16 protein-coding genes and 1 riboswitch are annotated in these 18,055 nt (G+C 43.9%); of the genes, 13 read left to right on the top strand and 3 right to left on the bottom strand.

The window, feature by feature from the left end; all coding sequences use genetic code 11:
* Positions 1-54: 54 nt before the first annotated feature.
* On the top strand, positions 55-723 hold the full coding sequence (locus HLI_RS03495) for an SIMPL domain-containing protein (RefSeq protein WP_164908468.1): 669 nt from the start codon (positions 55-57) through the stop codon (positions 721-723).
* A 485-nt stretch (positions 724-1,208) separates the two neighbouring features.
* Positions 1,209-2,015: a zinc transporter ZupT gene (zupT, locus tag HLI_RS03490; protein ID WP_431357390.1), complete on the top strand. Its 807-nt coding sequence runs from the start codon at positions 1,209-1,211 to the stop codon at positions 2,013-2,015.
* Positions 2,016-2,102: 87 nt separating this feature from the next.
* On the opposite strand, the gene HLI_RS03485 is transcribed toward zupT, so the two are convergent.
* Complete coding sequence (locus HLI_RS03485; RefSeq protein ID WP_128523104.1) at positions 2,103-2,696, bottom strand: YgjP-like metallopeptidase domain-containing protein; 594 nt, start codon at positions 2,694-2,696, stop codon at positions 2,103-2,105.
* Between the two features lie 184 nt (positions 2,697-2,880).
* Complete coding sequence (yfkAB, locus tag HLI_RS03480; RefSeq protein WP_128523103.1) at positions 2,881-4,005, bottom strand: radical SAM/CxCxxxxC motif protein YfkAB; 1,125 nt, start codon at positions 4,003-4,005, stop codon at positions 2,881-2,883.
* Positions 4,006-4,250: 245 nt separating this feature from the next.
* Between yfkAB and HLI_RS03475 the strand changes: the two genes are divergently transcribed.
* From HLI_RS03475 to HLI_RS03460, 4 genes are all read left to right on the top strand, one after another.
* Complete coding sequence (locus HLI_RS03475) at positions 4,251-5,159, top strand: SDR family oxidoreductase (protein WP_128523102.1); 909 nt, start codon at positions 4,251-4,253, stop codon at positions 5,157-5,159.
* On the top strand, positions 5,113-5,862 hold the full coding sequence (locus HLI_RS03470) for an alpha/beta hydrolase (RefSeq protein WP_128523101.1): 750 nt from the start codon (positions 5,113-5,115) through the stop codon (positions 5,860-5,862). The genes HLI_RS03475 and HLI_RS03470 overlap by 47 nt, the downstream gene beginning before the upstream one ends.
* Before the next feature lie 91 nt (positions 5,863-5,953).
* Positions 5,954-6,054, top strand: a riboswitch (TPP riboswitch).
* A gap of 85 nt (positions 6,055-6,139) precedes the next feature.
* Positions 6,140-6,706 carry an energy-coupled thiamine transporter ThiT gene (thiT, locus tag HLI_RS03465; RefSeq protein ID WP_128523100.1) on the top strand — a complete coding sequence of 189 codons (567 nt, stop codon included), beginning with the start codon at positions 6,140-6,142 and terminating at the stop codon, positions 6,704-6,706.
* Between the two features lie 248 nt (positions 6,707-6,954).
* On the top strand, positions 6,955-8,403 hold the full coding sequence (locus tag HLI_RS03460) for a phospholipase D family protein (protein WP_128523099.1): 1,449 nt from the start codon (positions 6,955-6,957) through the stop codon (positions 8,401-8,403).
* Positions 8,404-8,910: 507 nt separating this feature from the next.
* Here the strand turns inward: HLI_RS03460 and HLI_RS03455 are convergent.
* Positions 8,911-9,258, bottom strand: a complete 348-nt coding sequence (locus HLI_RS03455; protein ID WP_128523098.1) for a YflT domain-containing protein — start codon at positions 9,256-9,258, stop codon at positions 8,911-8,913.
* A 137-nt stretch (positions 9,259-9,395) separates the two neighbouring features.
* On the opposite strand from HLI_RS03455, the gene HLI_RS03450 reads away from it, so the two are divergent.
* The 7 genes from HLI_RS03450 to HLI_RS03420 all read left to right on the top strand — a co-directional run bounded on the left by HLI_RS03450 (position 9,396) and on the right by HLI_RS03420 (position 18,044).
* Positions 9,396-10,268 carry a DUF1028 domain-containing protein gene (locus HLI_RS03450; protein ID WP_128523097.1) on the top strand — a complete coding sequence of 291 codons (873 nt, stop codon included), beginning with the start codon at positions 9,396-9,398 and terminating at the stop codon, positions 10,266-10,268.
* Positions 10,269-10,459: 191 nt separating this feature from the next.
* The gene (locus tag HLI_RS03445) at positions 10,460-11,050 is read left to right on the top strand and encodes a DUF2087 domain-containing protein (protein WP_128523096.1); all 591 of its coding nucleotides are present in this window, start codon (positions 10,460-10,462) and stop codon (positions 11,048-11,050) included.
* 206 nt (positions 11,051-11,256) lie between these two features.
* On the top strand, positions 11,257-11,448 hold the full coding sequence (locus HLI_RS03440) for a hypothetical protein (RefSeq protein ID WP_128523095.1): 192 nt from the start codon (positions 11,257-11,259) through the stop codon (positions 11,446-11,448).
* Between the two features lie 210 nt (positions 11,449-11,658).
* Positions 11,659-13,740 carry a methyl-accepting chemotaxis protein gene (locus HLI_RS03435; RefSeq protein ID WP_128523094.1) on the top strand — a complete coding sequence of 694 codons (2,082 nt, stop codon included), beginning with the start codon at positions 11,659-11,661 and terminating at the stop codon, positions 13,738-13,740.
* Between the two features lie 101 nt (positions 13,741-13,841).
* Positions 13,842-14,645: a formate dehydrogenase accessory sulfurtransferase FdhD gene (gene fdhD / locus HLI_RS03430; protein WP_128523093.1), complete on the top strand. Its 804-nt coding sequence runs from the start codon at positions 13,842-13,844 to the stop codon at positions 14,643-14,645.
* Positions 14,638-17,577 (top strand): formate dehydrogenase subunit alpha, encoded by a 2,940-nt coding sequence (fdhF, locus tag HLI_RS03425; protein WP_128523092.1) that lies wholly within the window; start codon positions 14,638-14,640, stop codon positions 17,575-17,577. The genes fdhD and fdhF overlap by 8 nt, the downstream gene beginning before the upstream one ends.
* Complete coding sequence (locus tag HLI_RS03420) at positions 17,577-18,044, top strand: helical membrane plugin domain-containing protein (RefSeq protein ID WP_128523091.1); 468 nt, start codon at positions 17,577-17,579, stop codon at positions 18,042-18,044. Before fdhF ends, HLI_RS03420 begins: the two co-directional genes overlap by 1 nt.
* The last annotated feature ends 11 nt before the right edge of the window (positions 18,045-18,055 follow it).

Below are 18,055 nucleotides of genomic sequence, written 5' to 3'. Positions count from 1 at the left end.
CGCAGGGAATAATTTTTCCCTTTTTATCATCAAATGAAAAGGGAGGGGTTTATCATGCAATATCCACCGATCAGACAGTCAGGAAGAGAAGCGGGAGCAAGCAGAATCCTTAAGGTTAATGGAGTCGGAAAAGTGCAATCGCGCCCGGATACGGCGAATATTCAAGTCGGTGTCGTGACCCAGGATATGAACTTGGAAAAAGCTCAGCAGGACAATGCGAGTGCGATATCTCGTGTCAAAGAGCAATTGATCGCTGTGGGAATTGCCGAAGAAAATATACAAACGGCGGATTACTTCATTTTTCCTGAGTACGATTATGTTGACGGTAAACAGGAATTCCGAGGTTACCAAGTGACACATACTCTTGGTATCACTATAGATGACATTGACCAAACAGGGTATATCATTGATACAGCGGTCGCAAATGGAGCGAACCGTGTATCGAATATTGAATTCACGGTCAAAGACCCTTATGCTGACTACCAGGAAGCCCTAAGGATTGCTTTAGGTAATGCATTAGCCAATGCGCAGACCATTGCGAATACAATGAGATTGAAGCTCGACCAAACTCCTGTGAAGATTATGGAGATCGGAACTACGCCTGCCTCCCCAGCCCAGAGCTTCAGTAAGACCCAGGTAATGAGTGCGGGCGCCACGCCAATTGCGCCCGGGACACTTGAGACTGTAGCAAGGGTTGAGGCGCATTTTCAATACTTACCATGATTTTCAGATTGAAGGGGAGGGGACGTGGCACTTCTGAAGTCTATCAGAAATCTTATCATAGACTTCAGAAGTGAAGAGGAGGATAGATAATGTACGGGCTGACTTCTCTCCATTAGATTGAAATAAGGGATATCAGTAGTAATCAATGCTGGAGGAAACTGATATTTCACCTACATAAGTGTAATGGACTACAGTCGATGAGGCTGTGGTTTTTCAGTGTGTTCAAGAGCAGCTTTCTGCCGCAGGATCTTAGTTCCCGACCTGATCATCCACTATTTTAAAAGGGCGACTAAGGGGTGTTTGTGCTTTTGAATGCGGGTATTTTATGCTGCAGGTTCTACATTTATGCTGTAAATATTTTTCGTTTTAGAGGGACATTTTTTCTCTGGGCGCATAAAATATAACTAAAACTAAAAAAGTTGCACAAAGGAAAAACATCATTTACAATGAACATTAGTTAATGTTCGAATTGAAGGAGTGGAATTATGGAAAATTTACTACTGGCTTTCGGGCTGACGCTCTTTGCAGGGTTAGCCACTGGGATCGGGAGTGTGCTGGCGTTCTTTACGTCCACGACGAATACAAGGTTTCTTTCCCTGGCACTCGGATTCTCTGCAGGAGTGATGATTTATGTGTCGATGATTGAGATCTTTTTCAAAGCCCAAGAATCTCTCGTCCATGCATTAGGAAATGAACAAGGGCATTGGGTTACTGTGGCTGCTTTCTTTGGTGGGATGGTCGTCATCGCACTTATCGATAAATGGATACCAAAAGCAGGAAACCCACATGAAGTGAAAAAAGTCGAGGATATGACAAAGGGGAATGCCGGGGTAAAAGATCCTGACCTGTTGAAAATGGGTACATTCACAGCCCTCGCGATTGCAATTCATAACTTTCCGGAAGGGATTGCAACGTTTACCGCTGCTTTGAATGACCCAACGCTTGGGATCGCCATTGCTGCTGCCATTGCTATTCATAATATCCCGGAAGGAATTGCCGTCTCGGTTCCTGTCTATTTTGCTACAGGGGATAAGAAAAAAGCGTTTAAACTGTCCTTTCTGAGTGGATTGTCAGAGCCGGTGGGCGCGATTCTTGCGTACTTATTGTTAATGCCATTCTTGAATGAAACGATGTTTGGAATTCTTTTCGCTGGTGTCGCTGGAATCATGGTATTCATTTCATTGGATGAGTTGCTTCCGGCTTCCAGGAGGTATGGAGAAGCGCATTTATCCATTTATGGGGTCGTCGCCGGTATGGCGGTCATGGCACTGAGTCTATTGCTTTTCATTTAGTCAAAGGATTATAAAAAATCGAAGTGAAAAAATTTTGCTAAGCAAGAAAACCCCTTCAAGATTGATTCCTGAAGGGGTTTTCCTATGTCAGCACGTTTTTTCTTCCCATAAGTCCCGGATGGTCTGTTTGATGGTGTCCTTCGGTTGTTGGACGATCCGCCAGTTGAGGTGGATGAGGTCTGATTCTTTTATCCCCAGCCTTATGCTGTCTTCTTCGATTTCTATGTCGTGGTCAGTCAAAGTGGGCAGTTTTTGTTCCGATTTTTCCCGGAACCAGATTTTCGCCTTTTGGATGAGCAGCCGCTGTGCTTCATCTTTCGAAAGGACTTTAGGGTAATGATAATAGAATTTACTTTTTTGAAAGCGGAAGGAAGGTTCATCCTCGTTTGAAATTGGTTCTGAAAACAGTTGGTAAGAACGGCCTAGATAAGAGATTCTCTGTTCATCGTCCAGTGTCAATTGATCGATGTGATAAAGGTCAGAATGGGTTTCCTGCCATTTTTGTTTGATCCATAACGCTTTTTTCCGAATGAAAGCTTCAATTCGATCCTCAGATTTCTGTTTGGCAGCTGTTACGTGCACTCCGTTCAAATCATCCAAATATATTTTGATATAAGAAACATCATATTTCCGCTCAAGTTGGTAAGTAATATTTGTTTTTCCGTATGTAATTGCTGGCATAGGGATTCCCCTTTCGTGTTTTCATTTTAATCCAGGGTTGTGCAGGCGTCAAAAAAAGCGCCCCTGGCAAAGGACGCTTTTGGACTGGAGTTAGATAGGACCTTACATGTTTCTTTGGCAAAAAGGGGAAGGGATCGTTTCCCTGAAATCTATCGGTACACTGTAAGGGTGGGACGAATGCCAGTTATAATGTAATGTTTGTTTTCCTTTTTTGAAAATCTACACCTTCATAATACGTGTTTTTGACAAGCACATTCGGGCCGAGGCACTGAACGGCAGGACAATGACAGTTGAGGTTCTTAGCCGTATCTGTTTGCATCCATTCTTGATAAGCATCCTCAAGCTTCTTATCCTGAATGTTACCGAGTCCGGGCTCATCACCGAAATCGGTCACGATGATATCACCACTGAAAATATTGACGTTGAGACGGGAGCGTCCATCCGGGTCATTACGTACCGTAACATTCTTTTCCTTGTACAAACGTTTTAGCATGCTCAAATCTTCCTCTGATGTGCTGCAAGGATAATAAGGTAAGGTTCCGAACAGCATCCACGTGTTTTCATCGCGGTGGTCGAGAAGACGGTTGATTCCTTCACGCATTTCTTCCAGACTCAATGTTTCCAGACTGCTGGCGAAATCGACAGGGTACATCGGATGAATTTCGTGTCTGGCACACTTCATTTCTTTGACATGATCATGGATAGACTCCAGATACGGGAAGGTCCGTTTGTTGAGCATTGTTTCCGCTGATACCATCACACCTTCTTCTGAAAGCCGCTGTGAATTTTCGACCATCCGATCGAAATATTTCTGTCGGTTTTCTTCGGAAGGCTTCCGTTCCATACGAGCGAAACCTGTATGAATGAATTCTTCAATCGTTCCCCAGTTATGTGAGATATGTAAAACATCAAGGTATGGAATGATCGGAATATATCGTTTGTAAGGGAGTGTCAAATTGGAGTTGATTTGTGTGCGCACTCCTCGTTCATGGGCATATTTCAACAATGGGAGAACATAGTTGTCGACAGACTTTTTCGACATCATCGGTTCACCGCCTGTAATACTCAATGTTCTCAGGTGAGGGATTTCATCGAGACGTTCACGGATCAGGTCCATCGGCAATGCTTCCGGATCTTTCGCCTGCAGTGTATAGCCGACGGCGCAGTGTTCACAGCGCATGTTGCACAAGGTGGTGGTTGTAAATTCAATATTGGATAACTTCATTTCACCATGTTCCTGGACATCCATGTACGCTTCCCATGGATCATAGGAAGGAGTAAGCTCTTGAAGCTTCATGTCAGTACTCATAGGTTATGAAACTTCCTTTCTTTTAAAATTCGGTTGTAGACAAACCTTTCTCATTTTAACATTATTCAACCGAATACTATACCATTCCTTGCTTAAAACCTAAGTTAATATTTTTATGAATAAGTAAACGATTACTGGTGTGGAGAGAGGTTCATGTTGGTGAAGGCCAATTTCAACAAAAAGGAGATTTGGTGTGTGATAGCGAACAATAGGGGGTAAAGCAAGGAATAAAGGAGAGTAGTTGAATGAGCCAAACCGTTTTGATCACCGGATCTTCCAGTGGGTTCGGTTACCATACCACTATTAAATGTGCAGAAAAAGGATTTAAGGTCATCGCGACGATGAGGAATATGGAGAAAGCCTCTGTATTTGAAGATGGGACCCTGGCCCCTGAAGTCAGAAACCTGATTGAGGTCTGGCCGTTAGATGTAACGGACATAGATTCTATAAAGCGATTTGAACAACAACTGGAGAGCTTGGACAGGCTGGACGTACTCGTGAACAATGCGGGCTTTGCGATTGGCGGTTTCCTCGAACAAGTACCTCTGGAAGCTTACCGACGCCAATTTGAAACGAATGTATTCGGGGTGATCGGTGTCACCAAAGCTGTGCTCCCTTTGATGAGGAGACAAGGACGGGGGAAAATCTTTAACGTAAGCAGTGTCAGTGGACTGATCGGCTTCCCCGGCCTCTCCGCCTATGTAGCATCTAAACATGCACTCGAAGGACTATCCGAAAGTCTACGCTTTGAAGTCCGGCCTTTTGGTATTGATGTCGCATTGATTGAACCAGGTTCTTATCAGACGAACATCTGGTCCTCTGGCATGGAATTGCCTGACACTGTCCATGATCCTGATTCGCCATATTCAGACTACACGAAAGGCCTCTGGAGTGCTTTGAATGAAGAATCCCATGAAAAGCCGGGGAAGGTAGCTGATTTTATGGCAGACCTTATGCAAAAGGAGCAGCTGTCTAAACTCCGTTATCCGATTGGATCCGGGGTAAGGATGAATGTGTTTATGAAACGAATCCTTCCGTGGCGGTGGTTGGAGAGAACAGTGTTGAAAAAAATACTTGGAACCGAAAAATCAGAAGGAGAGAAGAGATATGGAACAAAGTATCGTGATGAATGGAGCGGAAGACATACGGTTTGAAGGGAATGAGGTGGGCATTCTGCTTTGCCACGGGTTTACAGGCACGACTCAGAGTATGAGGCCATTAGCGGAAGCCTATGCGAGAGAAGGCTACACCGTTCATTGTCCTCGTTTAAAAGGTCATGGGACCACCCCTGAGGATATGGAATCTACTTCTTATAAGGAGTGGATCCGCTCTGTGGATGAAGCATACCAGTGGTTGACTGAGAGGTGTTCCACTGTTTTCGTTGCCGGATTATCGATGGGTGGTGCGCTTGCCTTGTATATAGCAAGTCAGTATGAAGCAGTCAAAGGGGTCATTCCCATTAACGCCGCCATCCAAATCCCGGCCTTTGAAAGCAGTATTTCATCGGAAGAGCGGTTTTTGGATGCCATCGGTTCGGATATTAAAGACCAGGGGAGTCATGAACTCGCCTATGATCGCACCCCGGTTAAATCGATTGAAGAGCTTGTCCGTCTGATGGATCAAGTAAAAGAGCGACTTGATGCTATACATTGTCCCATCATGATTTTCGTTTCAGATGAAGACCATGTCGTACCACCGAATAATTCAGAAGTGGTCTTTGATTCCGTCTTTTCGGAGCATAAAGAAATCATTCACTTAGAAAACAGTTACCATGTTGCGACACTGGATTACGACCAGGATTTAATCATAGAAAGAAGCCTCGAATTTTTCCAGATGTACACGAATACTAAAGGCTGAGATAAGAGTATTTCCGGGGCAATAAGATAATCTTTGTAATTAATCCGAAAGTCTATTATAATAGTAGACAAATCAAGAAAAGTAACGGTATAAAGCCTTCAAGGGGAGCCTTCCGGCTGAGAGTGAACTCTTCGTTCTTACCCTTCGAACCTGTCAGTTAATACTGACGCAGGGATGGCGGCTTTTTTGATGGTGCAATGCATTTGGGACTCCTCCATCAGGAAGCTTCCCTATTTGGCATTGCTTTTTTTGTGTCTTTCTACAGGAGGTAGGTCAGATGAGGAATCGTCGTGTTTTATTTTTAGTAGAAATTGCTATTTTTTCAGCATTAGCGTTGTTGTTGGATATTTTACCTTTTCTATCTTTCAAATTATGGGCGCAAGGGGGTTCTATTTCCCTTGCAATGGTGCCTGTGTTCATCATGGCATTCAGGTGGGGAATCAAAGGCGGCATGGCCACAGGCGTCTTATTAGGAATCTATCAAATCTTAACAGGAGCCTATATCATCACGCCGGTACAGACGATTTTAGATTATATCATTGCCTTTGCTGTCATCGGGGTAGCGGGATTTGTTGCCAAACCATTATGGAAAGCGATTAAAGCCAAAGAGTCGAAAGCATTGGTTGGCTGGATCGTTTTTGGGTGCTTCGTCGGAAGTTTGTTACGCTTTATCGGTCACTTTACTGCCGGGATTGTTTTTTACGGGGAATTTGCCCCGGAAGGACAGCCGGTGTGGCTCTACTCACTCGTCTATAACGGGGGATATATGTTGCCTGCTTTTATTTTGAGTAGTATTGTGGTCAGTCTGTTATTCGTGCAGCGTCCTAAATTATTGATGCATTAAGCCGTTGTGGCGGGACAAAAGAATTTTTCATAAAGAAAACCCGAACGAAAATTCGTTCGGGTTTTCTTTATGAAGTAATAAATGCATAGCCGCTGCGTCAACATACTTCGCTTCTTTTTATGTTAGAAATTTCAGGTCGTAAATGAGAGGAAGCTAACACTGAAATTCGACAAATTTTGTTTGAGAGGTTTGAAATGGAGGGGGATGGTGAAAATAACTAAGCGCTCTAAAAAGTGGAGGGGATTGTTGTGCAGCGTTTGAAAAGATTTTATAAAAGCAAATGGTTTTGGATTGTACTTATCTTTCTAATTATTATCAGTTTGACGATTGCGTATCATACATCGTGGAAATCACTACCGGAAGGGGTTTCCTATGAGGGGGAAGAGCACTCCATGGATACTGTGGAGTTTTTTCGGGATTTGACCTATGAGAATGACGAAGGGGAAACCGTTCATGAGTTGGAAATTTTCGAAGAAATCAACCGGACGATCTCTGAAGCTGAGAATTTTATCGTTTCAGACATGTTTTTATTCAACGGATATACCAGTGGAAAACATGACTTTCCTAAAATCTCAAAGAATCTGGTAGATGCAATTCTCAAGAGGAAAGAAGAAGTGCCAGATTTAAAAGTGGTATTTATTACAGATAAGATCAATACGGTTTATGGCTCTTATGAATCAGAAACGATCCGTCGTCTGGAAGATGGTGGCGTGGATGTTGTATTAACAAATCTGGATAAGCTGCGTGATTCCAACCCTGTTTATTCAAGCGTTTGGCGCGTGTTTTTTTCCTGGATGGGGACAGGTGATGATGGGTGGATCAAAAATCCATTTTCCAAAGATGCACCTGAGGTAACATTGAGGTCCTATATGAAATTGTTGAATATCAAAGCGAACCATAGAAAATTATTAGTTACTGAGAATTCGGCCATCGTTTCAACAGCTAACCCACATGATGCCAGTGGTTTTCACGAAAATGTAGCATTCAAAATGGATGGTCCGATCATTAAAGATATATTAGAAGCGGAAGAAGCGGTTGTGAATTATTCAGGTGAGGCAGATTTCCCTGACTATGAAAATCGCAGCTGGGAAGAACAGGAAGGGCCGCTTACGACTCGCTTCGTGACGGAAGGCAAAATATATCATGCTATTTTAGACGAACTAGCGAATGCTGGTGAAGGCGATCAAGTCTGGTTAGGAATGTATTACCTGGCAGACCGGAAAATTATCGATGAAATGGATAAAGCCGCGGACCGGGGAGCTGTGGTGAATATCGTTATGGATCCGAATACAACCGCATTCGGTCACGAGAAAACCGGAATTCCTAATTTACCTGTTGCGGCAGAGTTGAAGAATTTAGGTAATGATAACATCAACCTTCGTTGGTATGATGTGAACATGGAACAGTATCATACGAAAATGCTGTATATCGACAAAGAAGAGGAAGATGTCATCATTGCAGGGTCAGCCAATTATACAAGGAGGAATTTATCCAACTTGAACTTGGAAGCAGATGTAGTGATCAAAGGACCTGGAGAGGAAGAAGTATTCCAGGAAGTCGACGAATACTTCAACAGGATTTGGGAAAACGAAGACGGTCATTATACTGCTGATTATAAAAAATATCAGGATAAATTGACGGGAATTCGTTATGCGTCGTATTATCTGCAGAAATGGACATGGTTCACTACGTATTGATTGAAAAAAGCTCGCAGATTTTATATGAGACCTTTGAAAAACCTTTTAAAATATAGAGGTGCTGTTAAAGTTTTTTGTTGCTTCTCACGAATCGCTTGTCGGTGGATTTTTGCTGAGGCTGTTCCCGCAGGTGTCACCACCGAGCGCTTATCGTGGAATCAACAGAGGTTCATCTAAAAAGAGTGATTTTCTTTGATATATCAAAGAAAATCACTCTGCGTGTACAAGGTCCGGTGGCGATATTCATCGTCTACGAATACTAAAGTTCATGGAGGAGTAAGAGCACGAATGTCTCATCGAAATAAAAAAGCCGAGTTGAACGGTAAATCGTCCAACTCGGCTTTTTTGTTGATGCATAACTCAGATAGTTGCAGTTCTTCAGTAGCCTCATGTTATAGCTGTGGGCTTTTTTAAGCTTCCAGGGTTCACCAATTTGCTTTTTTAGTGGGTTTTGAATGGACAAAAAAGCAGCAACTTTATTTATTAGGATGTTCATTCATTGAACTCTTAGATAAGAGATTCCGCTTTTTCCGGGTTCGTCACGATCAAGAGGACTTTCCCTTCATCCATGTCTTCTTCGTATTCTTCTGCTTCCTTTTGGGAAAAGCCCATTTCCTGTAACTTAATACGGAGCTCATCGCCTTGCTTATTGAAAATATTGCTGAGCACATTTGTTAAATCCTGTTCAGAGAGTCCAATCGTATTGGCGTTGACATTTTTAGCAATCCGATCTGTACGGTCATCATCATGCGAGAGGATGTAAATCTCTTTATTATCGATACCTTTATCCTTTAATGATTTGATGTCTTTCATCAAAATTTCGTCATTTGTATATTCGCGAATCAATGGTTTCATTAGTAATCTCTCCTTTATATGAAGTTACTATGGTGCATTCCCGTTTTATTTTCAAAGAAACTTATCGACCACTTTTTGATACTTTTGGAGGATTTCAGAGTGGTGTATCGAAAATTTAAAGATATGGAGGGAAGAAAATGAAACAAAAACGTTCTGATATTATAGCTACATTCTCAATCGTCGCCCATGATCCGGCAACAGGAGAGTGGGGTGTTGCTGTCCAATCTAAATTCCTTGGGGTAGGGGCTGTTGTCCCATGGGCAAAAGCAGGAGTAGGCGCAGTAGCTACGCAAGCTTTCGCTAACCCAGCCTATGGTCCTGAAGGTCTTGGATTGCTTGAGCAAGGGCTGTCCGCATCTGAAGTCGTTGAAAGGCTTACATCAAAAGATCCTCATTCAGAGGACCGCCAAGTAGGTATTATTGATAGCAAAGGTCGCTCTGCCAGTTTTACGGGTGAAAATTGTTACGACTGGGCTGGGGGGAAAGCGGGCACGAACTATGCAGCCCAGGGGAATATTCTAGTGAATAAAGAAACTGTCACGGCTATGGGTGAAACATTTGAAAAAGCACAAGGCTCACTGGCTGATCGTCTTCTAGCAGCGATCAAAGCCGCACAAAATGCAGGCGGAGATAGTCGTGGCAAACAGTCGGCTGCATTATTGGTAGTCAAAGACCAGGCAGGATACGGAGGTCTCAGTGATGTGGCTGTCGATCTTCGCGTTGACGACCACCCTGAACCGATTGAAGAGCTGGACCGGATTTACCAGCTTCAACAATTATATTTCGGAGCCTCTGAGGACTCGGATGTCGTGGAAATAAATGAAGAACTGAAGGAAGAGGTTGCCAACCGTCTTCAACATTTTCAATATCTTTCAAAAGGCGAAGTTTCGGATGATGAGTTTCACGAAGCTTTGACAACGTATTTGCATACGGAAAATTTTGAAGGACGTGAGCAGAAGCGTGGGTATATTGATTTAAAGGTATATGAGTTTATGAAAAAACAAACGTAAAATCAGCCGTATCCATAGTGGATGCGGTTTTTTTAAGCCGATAAACCATCTGGGTTTTCCTGAATACCTATTATGAAGAAAAAATGCAGGGCATAGGTGACGGTTTAGGTTTCAAAAAAGGAATAGCATTGACATAACTATCTAGTTGGATTAATATCTAATTAGATAAATGACTAATTAGGTGGTGGATCATGCAGTTAGAAAAAATGGTCAAGTTCCATAAAGCTGTCGGTGATACAACACGGCTGCGCATTATCGCGCTGCTAAGACAAGGACCGCTTCACGGACAGGCAATCGCAGGTAAGTTGGGTTTACGACCTCCCACAATCACTCATCATTTGAAAAAACTTAAAGAGACAGGGATGGTCTATTCACGGAGGGACAAAAATACGATTTATTTTTACTTAGATGAGCGGAGACTGGAATCGATGACTACTGCCATCTTGAGGATTGGAGATGAAAGTTCGATGAAAGCAGAAGAACTGTACATGGAGGAGAAAGATCAGGTGAAAATCATTCAAAATTTCGTGTCTGTAGAGGGCCGATTGAAACAGATGCCAAGACAATTGAAGAAGAAGCTTGTCATTCTATCCTATTTTGTCCAATGGTTTGAACAAGGAAAAACGTATGATGAAAAGGAAGTGAATGAATACATTCAAACATTTTTTGACGATTTTGCGACGGTCAGACGCGAATGGGTGATGCAGCAGTTCATGTATCGAGAAAATAATCGATACGAATTGAATCCCGTAGAAATGTGGCCGATGGTCGTGAAGCGATGACCTATCAGAGGTGCGTCTGGTTTTCACGTGCAGATAGGCTGCGCGTTGTAAAAGCTTTTACTCTGAAAATAAGCCCATGAAAAAGCGATTCGTGATCATCGACTGCCATGTTTAATAAAAGTAGGTTATGGAGGGCGGCTTTGGCTGCCCTTTTTTCTCGGACAACTAATTAGATGTGCATCTAATTGAAAAGAGGAGGGTATGATATGATTCACCGTCATCCTTATCGGTATTTGTTTTATTCAGGGATTGCTAATGGAGTGGGAGATCGTTTCAGTCAAGTTGCTGTACTAACACTCATTCTTCAGCTGACAGGAGCAGGTCCTGCGGTCGAGCTGCTTCGGGTGTACGTGTCGTTCCTTATTTGCTGTCCTTTGGCTGGGCCGAGTCACTGGTGAATATTCAACTCGGTTTGAGGATGGTTGCTGCTGGATACTTGCTTGATCACATAGGGGAACGCACACTTGGTTTTTTAGGTGGAAGCTTGGGGATATCAGGGAGTATCCTCTCCTTTGTCTATATTTCTTTTAAAAAAATCCACCAAGATATTTAATATTCTGAATTATCTCCGAAATAATAGATAGATAGAAAACATAGGGGGATATCAAATGAAGTTTTTCAGGAGTGTGAACCGTTTTTTCACAAAGCGTATCCAGCGCCAGTTCTTATTTCCATTTTTATTTTTGATCTTATTGACAGGTGTGGTGGTCGCTTCCACAAGCTATTGGTTCAGCTTGAATAATACAACGGAAACGATGACAGAAAATATCGAACGTCAAATGGGTTCAATGAGTGATTCGTTTGATACGATGTTCAATACGATCAGTCATAACGTCGATCGCTATGCGGAAAATCCGCTATTAGCTGATCCGTCGAGTAATCAAGAGGAGATTTTCAATCAATTTGAGCAAACGAGAGCATCGAATCCATCGATTTTAAATATTTACATGGGAGAGCAGTCGACGAAGGACATGCTTATTTATCCGAAAACGGAGCTTCCTGATGATTACGATCCCACGACTAGACTATGGTATGAAAAGTCTTTGGAAAACCTCGGGGAAGTCATTTGGACGGAGCCATATGTAGATGCAGCCTCTGGGGACACTGTCGTAAGCGCCGCTCGTGCGATTGAGAGCGGAGGAGATGTGTCTGGTGTCTTTTCCATCGATTTCACTGTGACGACATTGTTCGAGATGGTTGATGATGTGAAGATCGGTGAAACCGGCCACAGCGTGATGGTCAGTGATACAGGTGTCTTCTTGGTCCATCCAAACAAGGATATGATTGGTGAAAGTGCTGAAGGAACTCCGTATTATTCGGCCATTGCTTCTAGTGAACAAGGATCTTATGAGTTCACTGAGGACGGGGAGAAAAAAGTAGCCGCATTTGCTACAAACCCGCAGACTGGATGGAAGATGATGGGGATTGTCAACGTCTCTGACTTTCAACAGCAGGCAAGTCAGATCCTTCTGCCCATCGTCATTGTATTGATTGTCGTCATTTTAATATCCTTGCTAATTGCTGTCATGCTGACGCGTCATCTTACTAAACCGATTAAGCAATTGCAGCAGTTAATGAGCAAGGCAGGACAAGGGAACTTTTCCATTCATGCCAAAATGGACCGTTCGGATGAAATCGGTGATCTTTCCAACGACTTTCAACATATGACCGATTCGATTCAATCGTTGTTGAAAAAAGTGAAATCTTCCTCTGGCCTTGTAAGTGATTCGGCGGAAAATATGCTGGCGAATGCCGAGCAAAATACAGCCGCTTCCAATGAAATTTCCAGGGCGATCCAGGAAATCGCGACGGGTGCTCAGCATCAAACAGAGCGGATGGATGAGAGTGTGGAATCTTCTAAAGCGCTGTCTGATACGATCAACGGTGTCGTTTCACAGAGTGAGCAATTAAAACAAAAATCTGATCATTTGGCGAATCGCTCAGAAGAGGCTAAACAAATTGTATCCACCTTGCGCAAACATTCAACAGAAACGAATCATATGACAAATGAAATGAAAGACTCGATTGAAGACTTGCAAACAAGCTCTGAAAATATCAATCAAGTCGTCAGTACCATATCTAATATTGCCGGGCAAACCAATTTGCTTGCACTGAATGCAGCCATTGAAGCTGCTAGAGCAGGCGAAGCAGGCAAAGGTTTCGCAGTCGTTGCTGAAGAAGTACGCAAGCTTGCCGAGCAATCAGAGGATGCCCTGAAAGATGTCTCTGAAATGATCGATCAAATGCAAAACCGTACGGAACAGATTGTGCAATTGATTGAAGATACGGGGCGAGTGGTGAAAGACCAGGAGCAGTCGGTCAATGAAACCGAAGAATCTTTCGATGATGTCTTCCAGCATGTATCTGAGAGTGTGACGGCAATCAATGAAATCATCCGTTCCATGAAATCGATGAGTACGAAAAAAGATAATCTAGTCGGAACGATTGATGAAATCAGCACGATCACTGAGCAGACGGCTGCGGCTTCTGAAGAAGTTTCCGCTTCTGTCCAGGAAAGTAATGCGGCAATGGAGCAGTTGAATATGCTGGCAGAGGATTTAGAACAAGTCGCAACAGGTATGGAAGAAGAATTAGAAAAATTCGATGTAGAGGAAGGAACTGAAGACGAAGAAAGAGAAGTTGTAAAAATAGAGGAAGTAGAAACACCTTATGATCAAAAGGCTGGTTAAACCAGTATGCGCCTGGCACCCTAGTTGGTGGACAGGCGTTTGTCATGACCGGAAAAAGGGAAAGGAAAGATAACCTGTTTATAGGTTAAGGAGGTGGACGAATGACTACCCGGTCCTGGAAAATTCAACGCTACGATCATGACGTTCACCAGGAAGTGGATGATGAAGTGGCTTCAGAATACCCACTGACGGTGGTGGTCAATGACAAGGAATTTGCCACAATGGTCTGCACACCAATGAATTTAGAAGAGCTTGTCATCGGTTTCCTCGCATCGGAAGGAATTATCCGTACATATGAGGAAATCGAGCGATTGACGATAGACGAAGACCGTGGCTTTGCTTATACGCAAACTTCCAAGGATATTCCGATACGTACAGACGTCCAAAAGAGATGGCTTGGGTCATGCTGTGGAAAAAGTCGTGCGTTTTATTTTCAAAATGATGCCACCACAGCAAAGACGATCATGGACTCTTTTACCATTACTCCCTCGGAATGTTATGACTTGATGGAGAGTTTCCAATTGGAGGCGGGGATGTTCCAACGGACAGGTGGGGTACACCAAGCAGCTATAGCTTCGCCTGAGGGACTGTTGAAAACTTACGCCGATATCGGGCGTCATAACGCGCTTGATAAATTATTTGGTTATCTATTGAAAGAGAAGGTGAAACGCAAAGGGAAAGTGATTTTATTCAGTGGGCGGATTTCATCTGAAGTCCTTTTGAAGATTTCCAAAATAGGACTTGGTCTTCTGTTATCAAAATCTGCTCCTACAGATCTGGCACTGGAGTTGGCCGAGGATTTGAACATCACCGCTGTCGGTTTCACCCGGGGACAAAGGATGAATGTCTACACACATCACAGACGGGTCCAGGCACCTGTCCAAGGAGGTCAACGGCTTGAATGAACACACAGTAGTAACAATTAATGGAAAAGAGTATTTGGCTGATCCAAATCAGAATTTATTGGACTTGATCAATAAGGCGGACGAACAGATTCCACAAATTTGTTATGACGAATCACTTGGACCGATACAAACATGTGATACATGCATCGTCCAAGTAGACGGTGAGTTAGTACGTGCCTGCGGCCAGAGTGTAAAGGCAGGAATGAAGGTCCAGACGAAACTACCTCATGTACATAAAGCACAGAAAGAATCCCTGGACCGGATTTTAGAGAAGCACGAGTTGTATTGTACGGTTTGCGACTACAACAATGGGGCATGTGAGATTCATAATACGATGGCGGATTTCGGTTTAGAGCACCAATCCCGCCCTTTTCAGCCCACTAGCTATGATAAAGATGAGTCTGGTACGTTTTACCGTTATGATCCTGACCAGTGTATCCTATGTGGCCGATGTGTGGAGGTCTGCCAGGATGTGCAGGTGAATGAAACACTGACAATCGACTGGGAACGCCAGGAACCACGGGTCATTTGGGATAATGATGTCCCCATCGATGAGTCCTCATGTGTAAATTGCGGCCAATGTTCTACTGTCTGTCCTTGTAATGCCATGATGGAAACAGGAATGGAAGGAGAGGCAGGCTTTTTGACGGATCAAGAACCAGGAATTTTGAAATCGATGATCCAATTGACGAAAAAAGTCGAGACCGGTTATGGACCATTGTTTGCGGTCTCCGATACGGAGGCGTCGATGCGCGAAGAGCGGATCGATAAGAAAAAAACGGTCTGCACCTATTGTGGTGTCGGCTGTACGTTTGATGTCTGGACGAAGGGGCGTCAAATCCTGAAGGTTGAGCCGAACGCCGAATCACCAGCGAACGGTATTTCCACTTGTATCAAAGGGAAATTCGGTTGGGATTACGTCAATAGTGAAGAGCGACTGACTAAACCGCTCATTCGCCGTGGCGATCATTTTGAAGAAGTAGAATGGGGAGAAGCGATTTCCTTCGTAGTGGAGCGAATGAGTGAAATCAAGGCAGAAAAAGGAGCCGATCATCTTGGTTTCATCTCTTCTTCCAAAGCCACGAACGAAGAGTCATATTTGATGCAGAAGTTCGCCCGCCAAGTTATTGGGACCAATAATATTGACAACTGCTCCCGCTATTGTCAGGCTCCGGCAACAAAAGGACTGTTCAGAACGGTCGGGTATGGCGGAGATTCAGGAACGATCGATGATATCGCTGCAAGCAACCTTGTCCTGACCATCGGTTCGAACACAGCTGAATCCCACCCGGTGCTCGCATCCAGAATTAAACGATCTCAAAAACTTTTCGGTCAAAAATTGTTCGTCTTTGATTTGCGAAAACACGAAATGGCTAAACGGGCCGATCGGTTCTTTCAACCGAAATCGGGTACTGATCTTGTCTGGTTGTCAGCTGTAACGAAATACATCCTTGATCAAGGGTGGGAGGATCAAGACTTTTTGAAAGAGTGGGTCAACGGTTTTGATGAATACCGTGAAAGTCTCGAACCGTTCACATTGGAATACGCATCTGATCTCACCGGCATTGCTGAAGAAGATTTGAAATCCCTGGCCCAAGAGATTGCGAAAACAGAGAAGGTGGCGATTTGCTGGGCGATGGGTGTGACCCAGCATATGCTTGGCAGTGATACGAGTACAGCGATCAGTAATCTTTTGCTGATCACTGGCAATTATGGCAAGCCTGGCACTGGGGCCTACCCGCTCCGTGGTCATAACAATGTACAAGGGTGCAGCGACTTCGGAAGCATGCCGAACTTTTTCCCGGGATATGAGGAAACGACTGATGATGAAGTCCGTGGCAGATACGAAAAGGCATGGGACGTCCAAATTCCGAAAGAACCGGGCATGGACAACCATGAAATGATCGAATCCATACACAACGACGACCTTTCAGCAATGTATGTGATGGGGGAAGACACCGGAATCGTCGATGCGAATATCAATTACGTAACAGCAGCCTTAGAAAAGCTGGACTTGTTCATCGTCCAGGATCTGTTTTTGACACATACCTCTCAATACGCGGATGTCGTACTACCTGCTTCTCCAAGCTTGGAGAAAGAGGGTACGTTCACGAACACTGAACGGAGAATTCAGCGAATGTACAAGAGTTTTGAGCCGTTAGAAGGCACCAAACCCGACTGGGAAATCCTTCAGCTGCTTGCGAAAGAGTCAGGCTTCGATTGGGGATACACCCATCCTTCTGAGATCATGGAGGAGGCTGCCGGACTTGCCCCATTATTCGCTGGTGTCCGGTATGATCGTTTGGAAGGGTACAAATCCTTGCAGTGGCCTGTAGCTGAAGACGGCACAGATGAACCACTCCTATTTACAGAAGGGTTCCCTTTTGAAGATAAAAAGGCGCGCTTGTATCCTTTAGACTTTGAGCTGATGTATGATACGAGCGAAGAGTATGACCTTCATGTGAATAACGGACGGTTACTGGAGCATTTTCACGAAGGTAACATGACTTACAAATCGGAAGGCATCCGCCGGAAAACACCGAATGCATTCATAGAAGTATCACAGGAATTGGCCAAAGAGCGGGGAATCGAGGAAGGCGCTGAAGTCAAATTGATATCAGATGCAGGGGAGGCGACAGGGATTGTGACCGTTACCGACCGGGTAAGTGGAAAAGAGCTTTATCTTCCTTTGAACGGGGATGGGAAATCAGCGATCAACTATTTGACCGACAACCGGGTTGATAAAGACAGTAACACCCCTGCCTATAAAGAAATCGCCGTTAAAATGAAAGTATTGAAGAAGAAAGGGAAATCCCCGATTCCACACAATAATCATCGGCGCGGAAACCCAGTACCGCAAGTGAGTGTGCAAGTGAAGAAAAAATGGCAGCGGGAAGATTACGTATTCCCCGGCAGTGAGGTGAAGCGGTAATGGGAAAAGCCATCAGCTCCATAAAAAGGTATGAACTATCGAAAGAAGAGCAGAGAGAGAAAGACATGCAGGAAGTCCAGGAGGCTGTCGCTGATAATAAAGAGGCGATTTTGAAAGGCATTGGCCTGCTGCGTGCCCTTGATGAAGAAGGTACCCTTGATATGGTTACAGCTTTTACCAGGTCAAAAGACGAAGCCCTGGCGAACGTTGTGAAGGAAATAGATAAAGATCAATATGAACCATTGTTGAGGAATCTACCAGAACTGGTTTTTCTGTTAGGAGAAATCAATGTCGGTGAAATGAGGGAGCTCGCATCCCGTTTGAACAATGGTATGGAAGCAATGGAAGGAGAAGGCACAGAACAGAAAACATCTTTTCTTGATCTGGCTAAAGCGCTGAAAGACCCTGAGATTAATCGCAGTATCACGATGATGATGCATTTCTTGAAAGGGATGGGTCGCACTTGATTCGGCTTATC

Source organism: Halobacillus litoralis, assembly GCF_004101865.1.
Lineage (GTDB): Bacteria > Bacillota > Bacilli > Bacillales > Halobacillaceae > Halobacillus > Halobacillus litoralis_A.
The sequence above is the reverse complement of the archived record's forward strand: the minus strand, read 5'-3'. Positions and strand labels throughout refer to the sequence as shown.

What these genes read in the sequence shown, in the direction of transcription:
- HLI_RS03495 (WP_164908468.1), top strand. Translation starts at nt 55, where the DNA reads ATGCAATATCCACCGATCAGACAGTCAGGAAGAGAAGCGGGAGCAAGC.
- zupT (WP_431357390.1), top strand. Translation starts at nt 1,209, where the DNA reads ATGGAAAATTTACTACTGGCTTTCGGGCTGACGCTCTTTGCAGGGTTA.
- HLI_RS03485 (WP_128523104.1), bottom strand. Translation starts at nt 2,696, where the DNA reads ATGCCAGCAATTACATACGGAAAAACAAATATTACTTACCAACTTGAG.
- yfkAB (WP_128523103.1), bottom strand. Translation starts at nt 4,005, where the DNA reads ATGAGTACTGACATGAAGCTTCAAGAGCTTACTCCTTCCTATGATCCA.
- HLI_RS03475 (WP_128523102.1), top strand. Translation starts at nt 4,251, where the DNA reads ATGAGCCAAACCGTTTTGATCACCGGATCTTCCAGTGGGTTCGGTTAC.
- HLI_RS03470 (WP_128523101.1), top strand. Translation starts at nt 5,113, where the DNA reads ATGGAACAAAGTATCGTGATGAATGGAGCGGAAGACATACGGTTTGAA.
- thiT (WP_128523100.1), top strand. Translation starts at nt 6,140, where the DNA reads ATGAGGAATCGTCGTGTTTTATTTTTAGTAGAAATTGCTATTTTTTCA.
- HLI_RS03455 (WP_128523098.1), bottom strand. Translation starts at nt 9,258, where the DNA reads ATGAAACCATTGATTCGCGAATATACAAATGACGAAATTTTGATGAAA.
- HLI_RS03450 (WP_128523097.1), top strand. Translation starts at nt 9,396, where the DNA reads ATGAAACAAAAACGTTCTGATATTATAGCTACATTCTCAATCGTCGCC.
- HLI_RS03445 (WP_128523096.1), top strand. Translation starts at nt 10,460, where the DNA reads ATGCAGTTAGAAAAAATGGTCAAGTTCCATAAAGCTGTCGGTGATACA.
- HLI_RS03440 (WP_128523095.1), top strand. Translation starts at nt 11,257, where the DNA reads ATGATTCACCGTCATCCTTATCGGTATTTGTTTTATTCAGGGATTGCT.
- HLI_RS03435 (WP_128523094.1), top strand. Translation starts at nt 11,659, where the DNA reads ATGAAGTTTTTCAGGAGTGTGAACCGTTTTTTCACAAAGCGTATCCAG.
- fdhD (WP_128523093.1), top strand. Translation starts at nt 13,842, where the DNA reads ATGACTACCCGGTCCTGGAAAATTCAACGCTACGATCATGACGTTCAC.
- HLI_RS03420 (WP_128523091.1), top strand. Translation starts at nt 17,577, where the DNA reads ATGGGAAAAGCCATCAGCTCCATAAAAAGGTATGAACTATCGAAAGAA.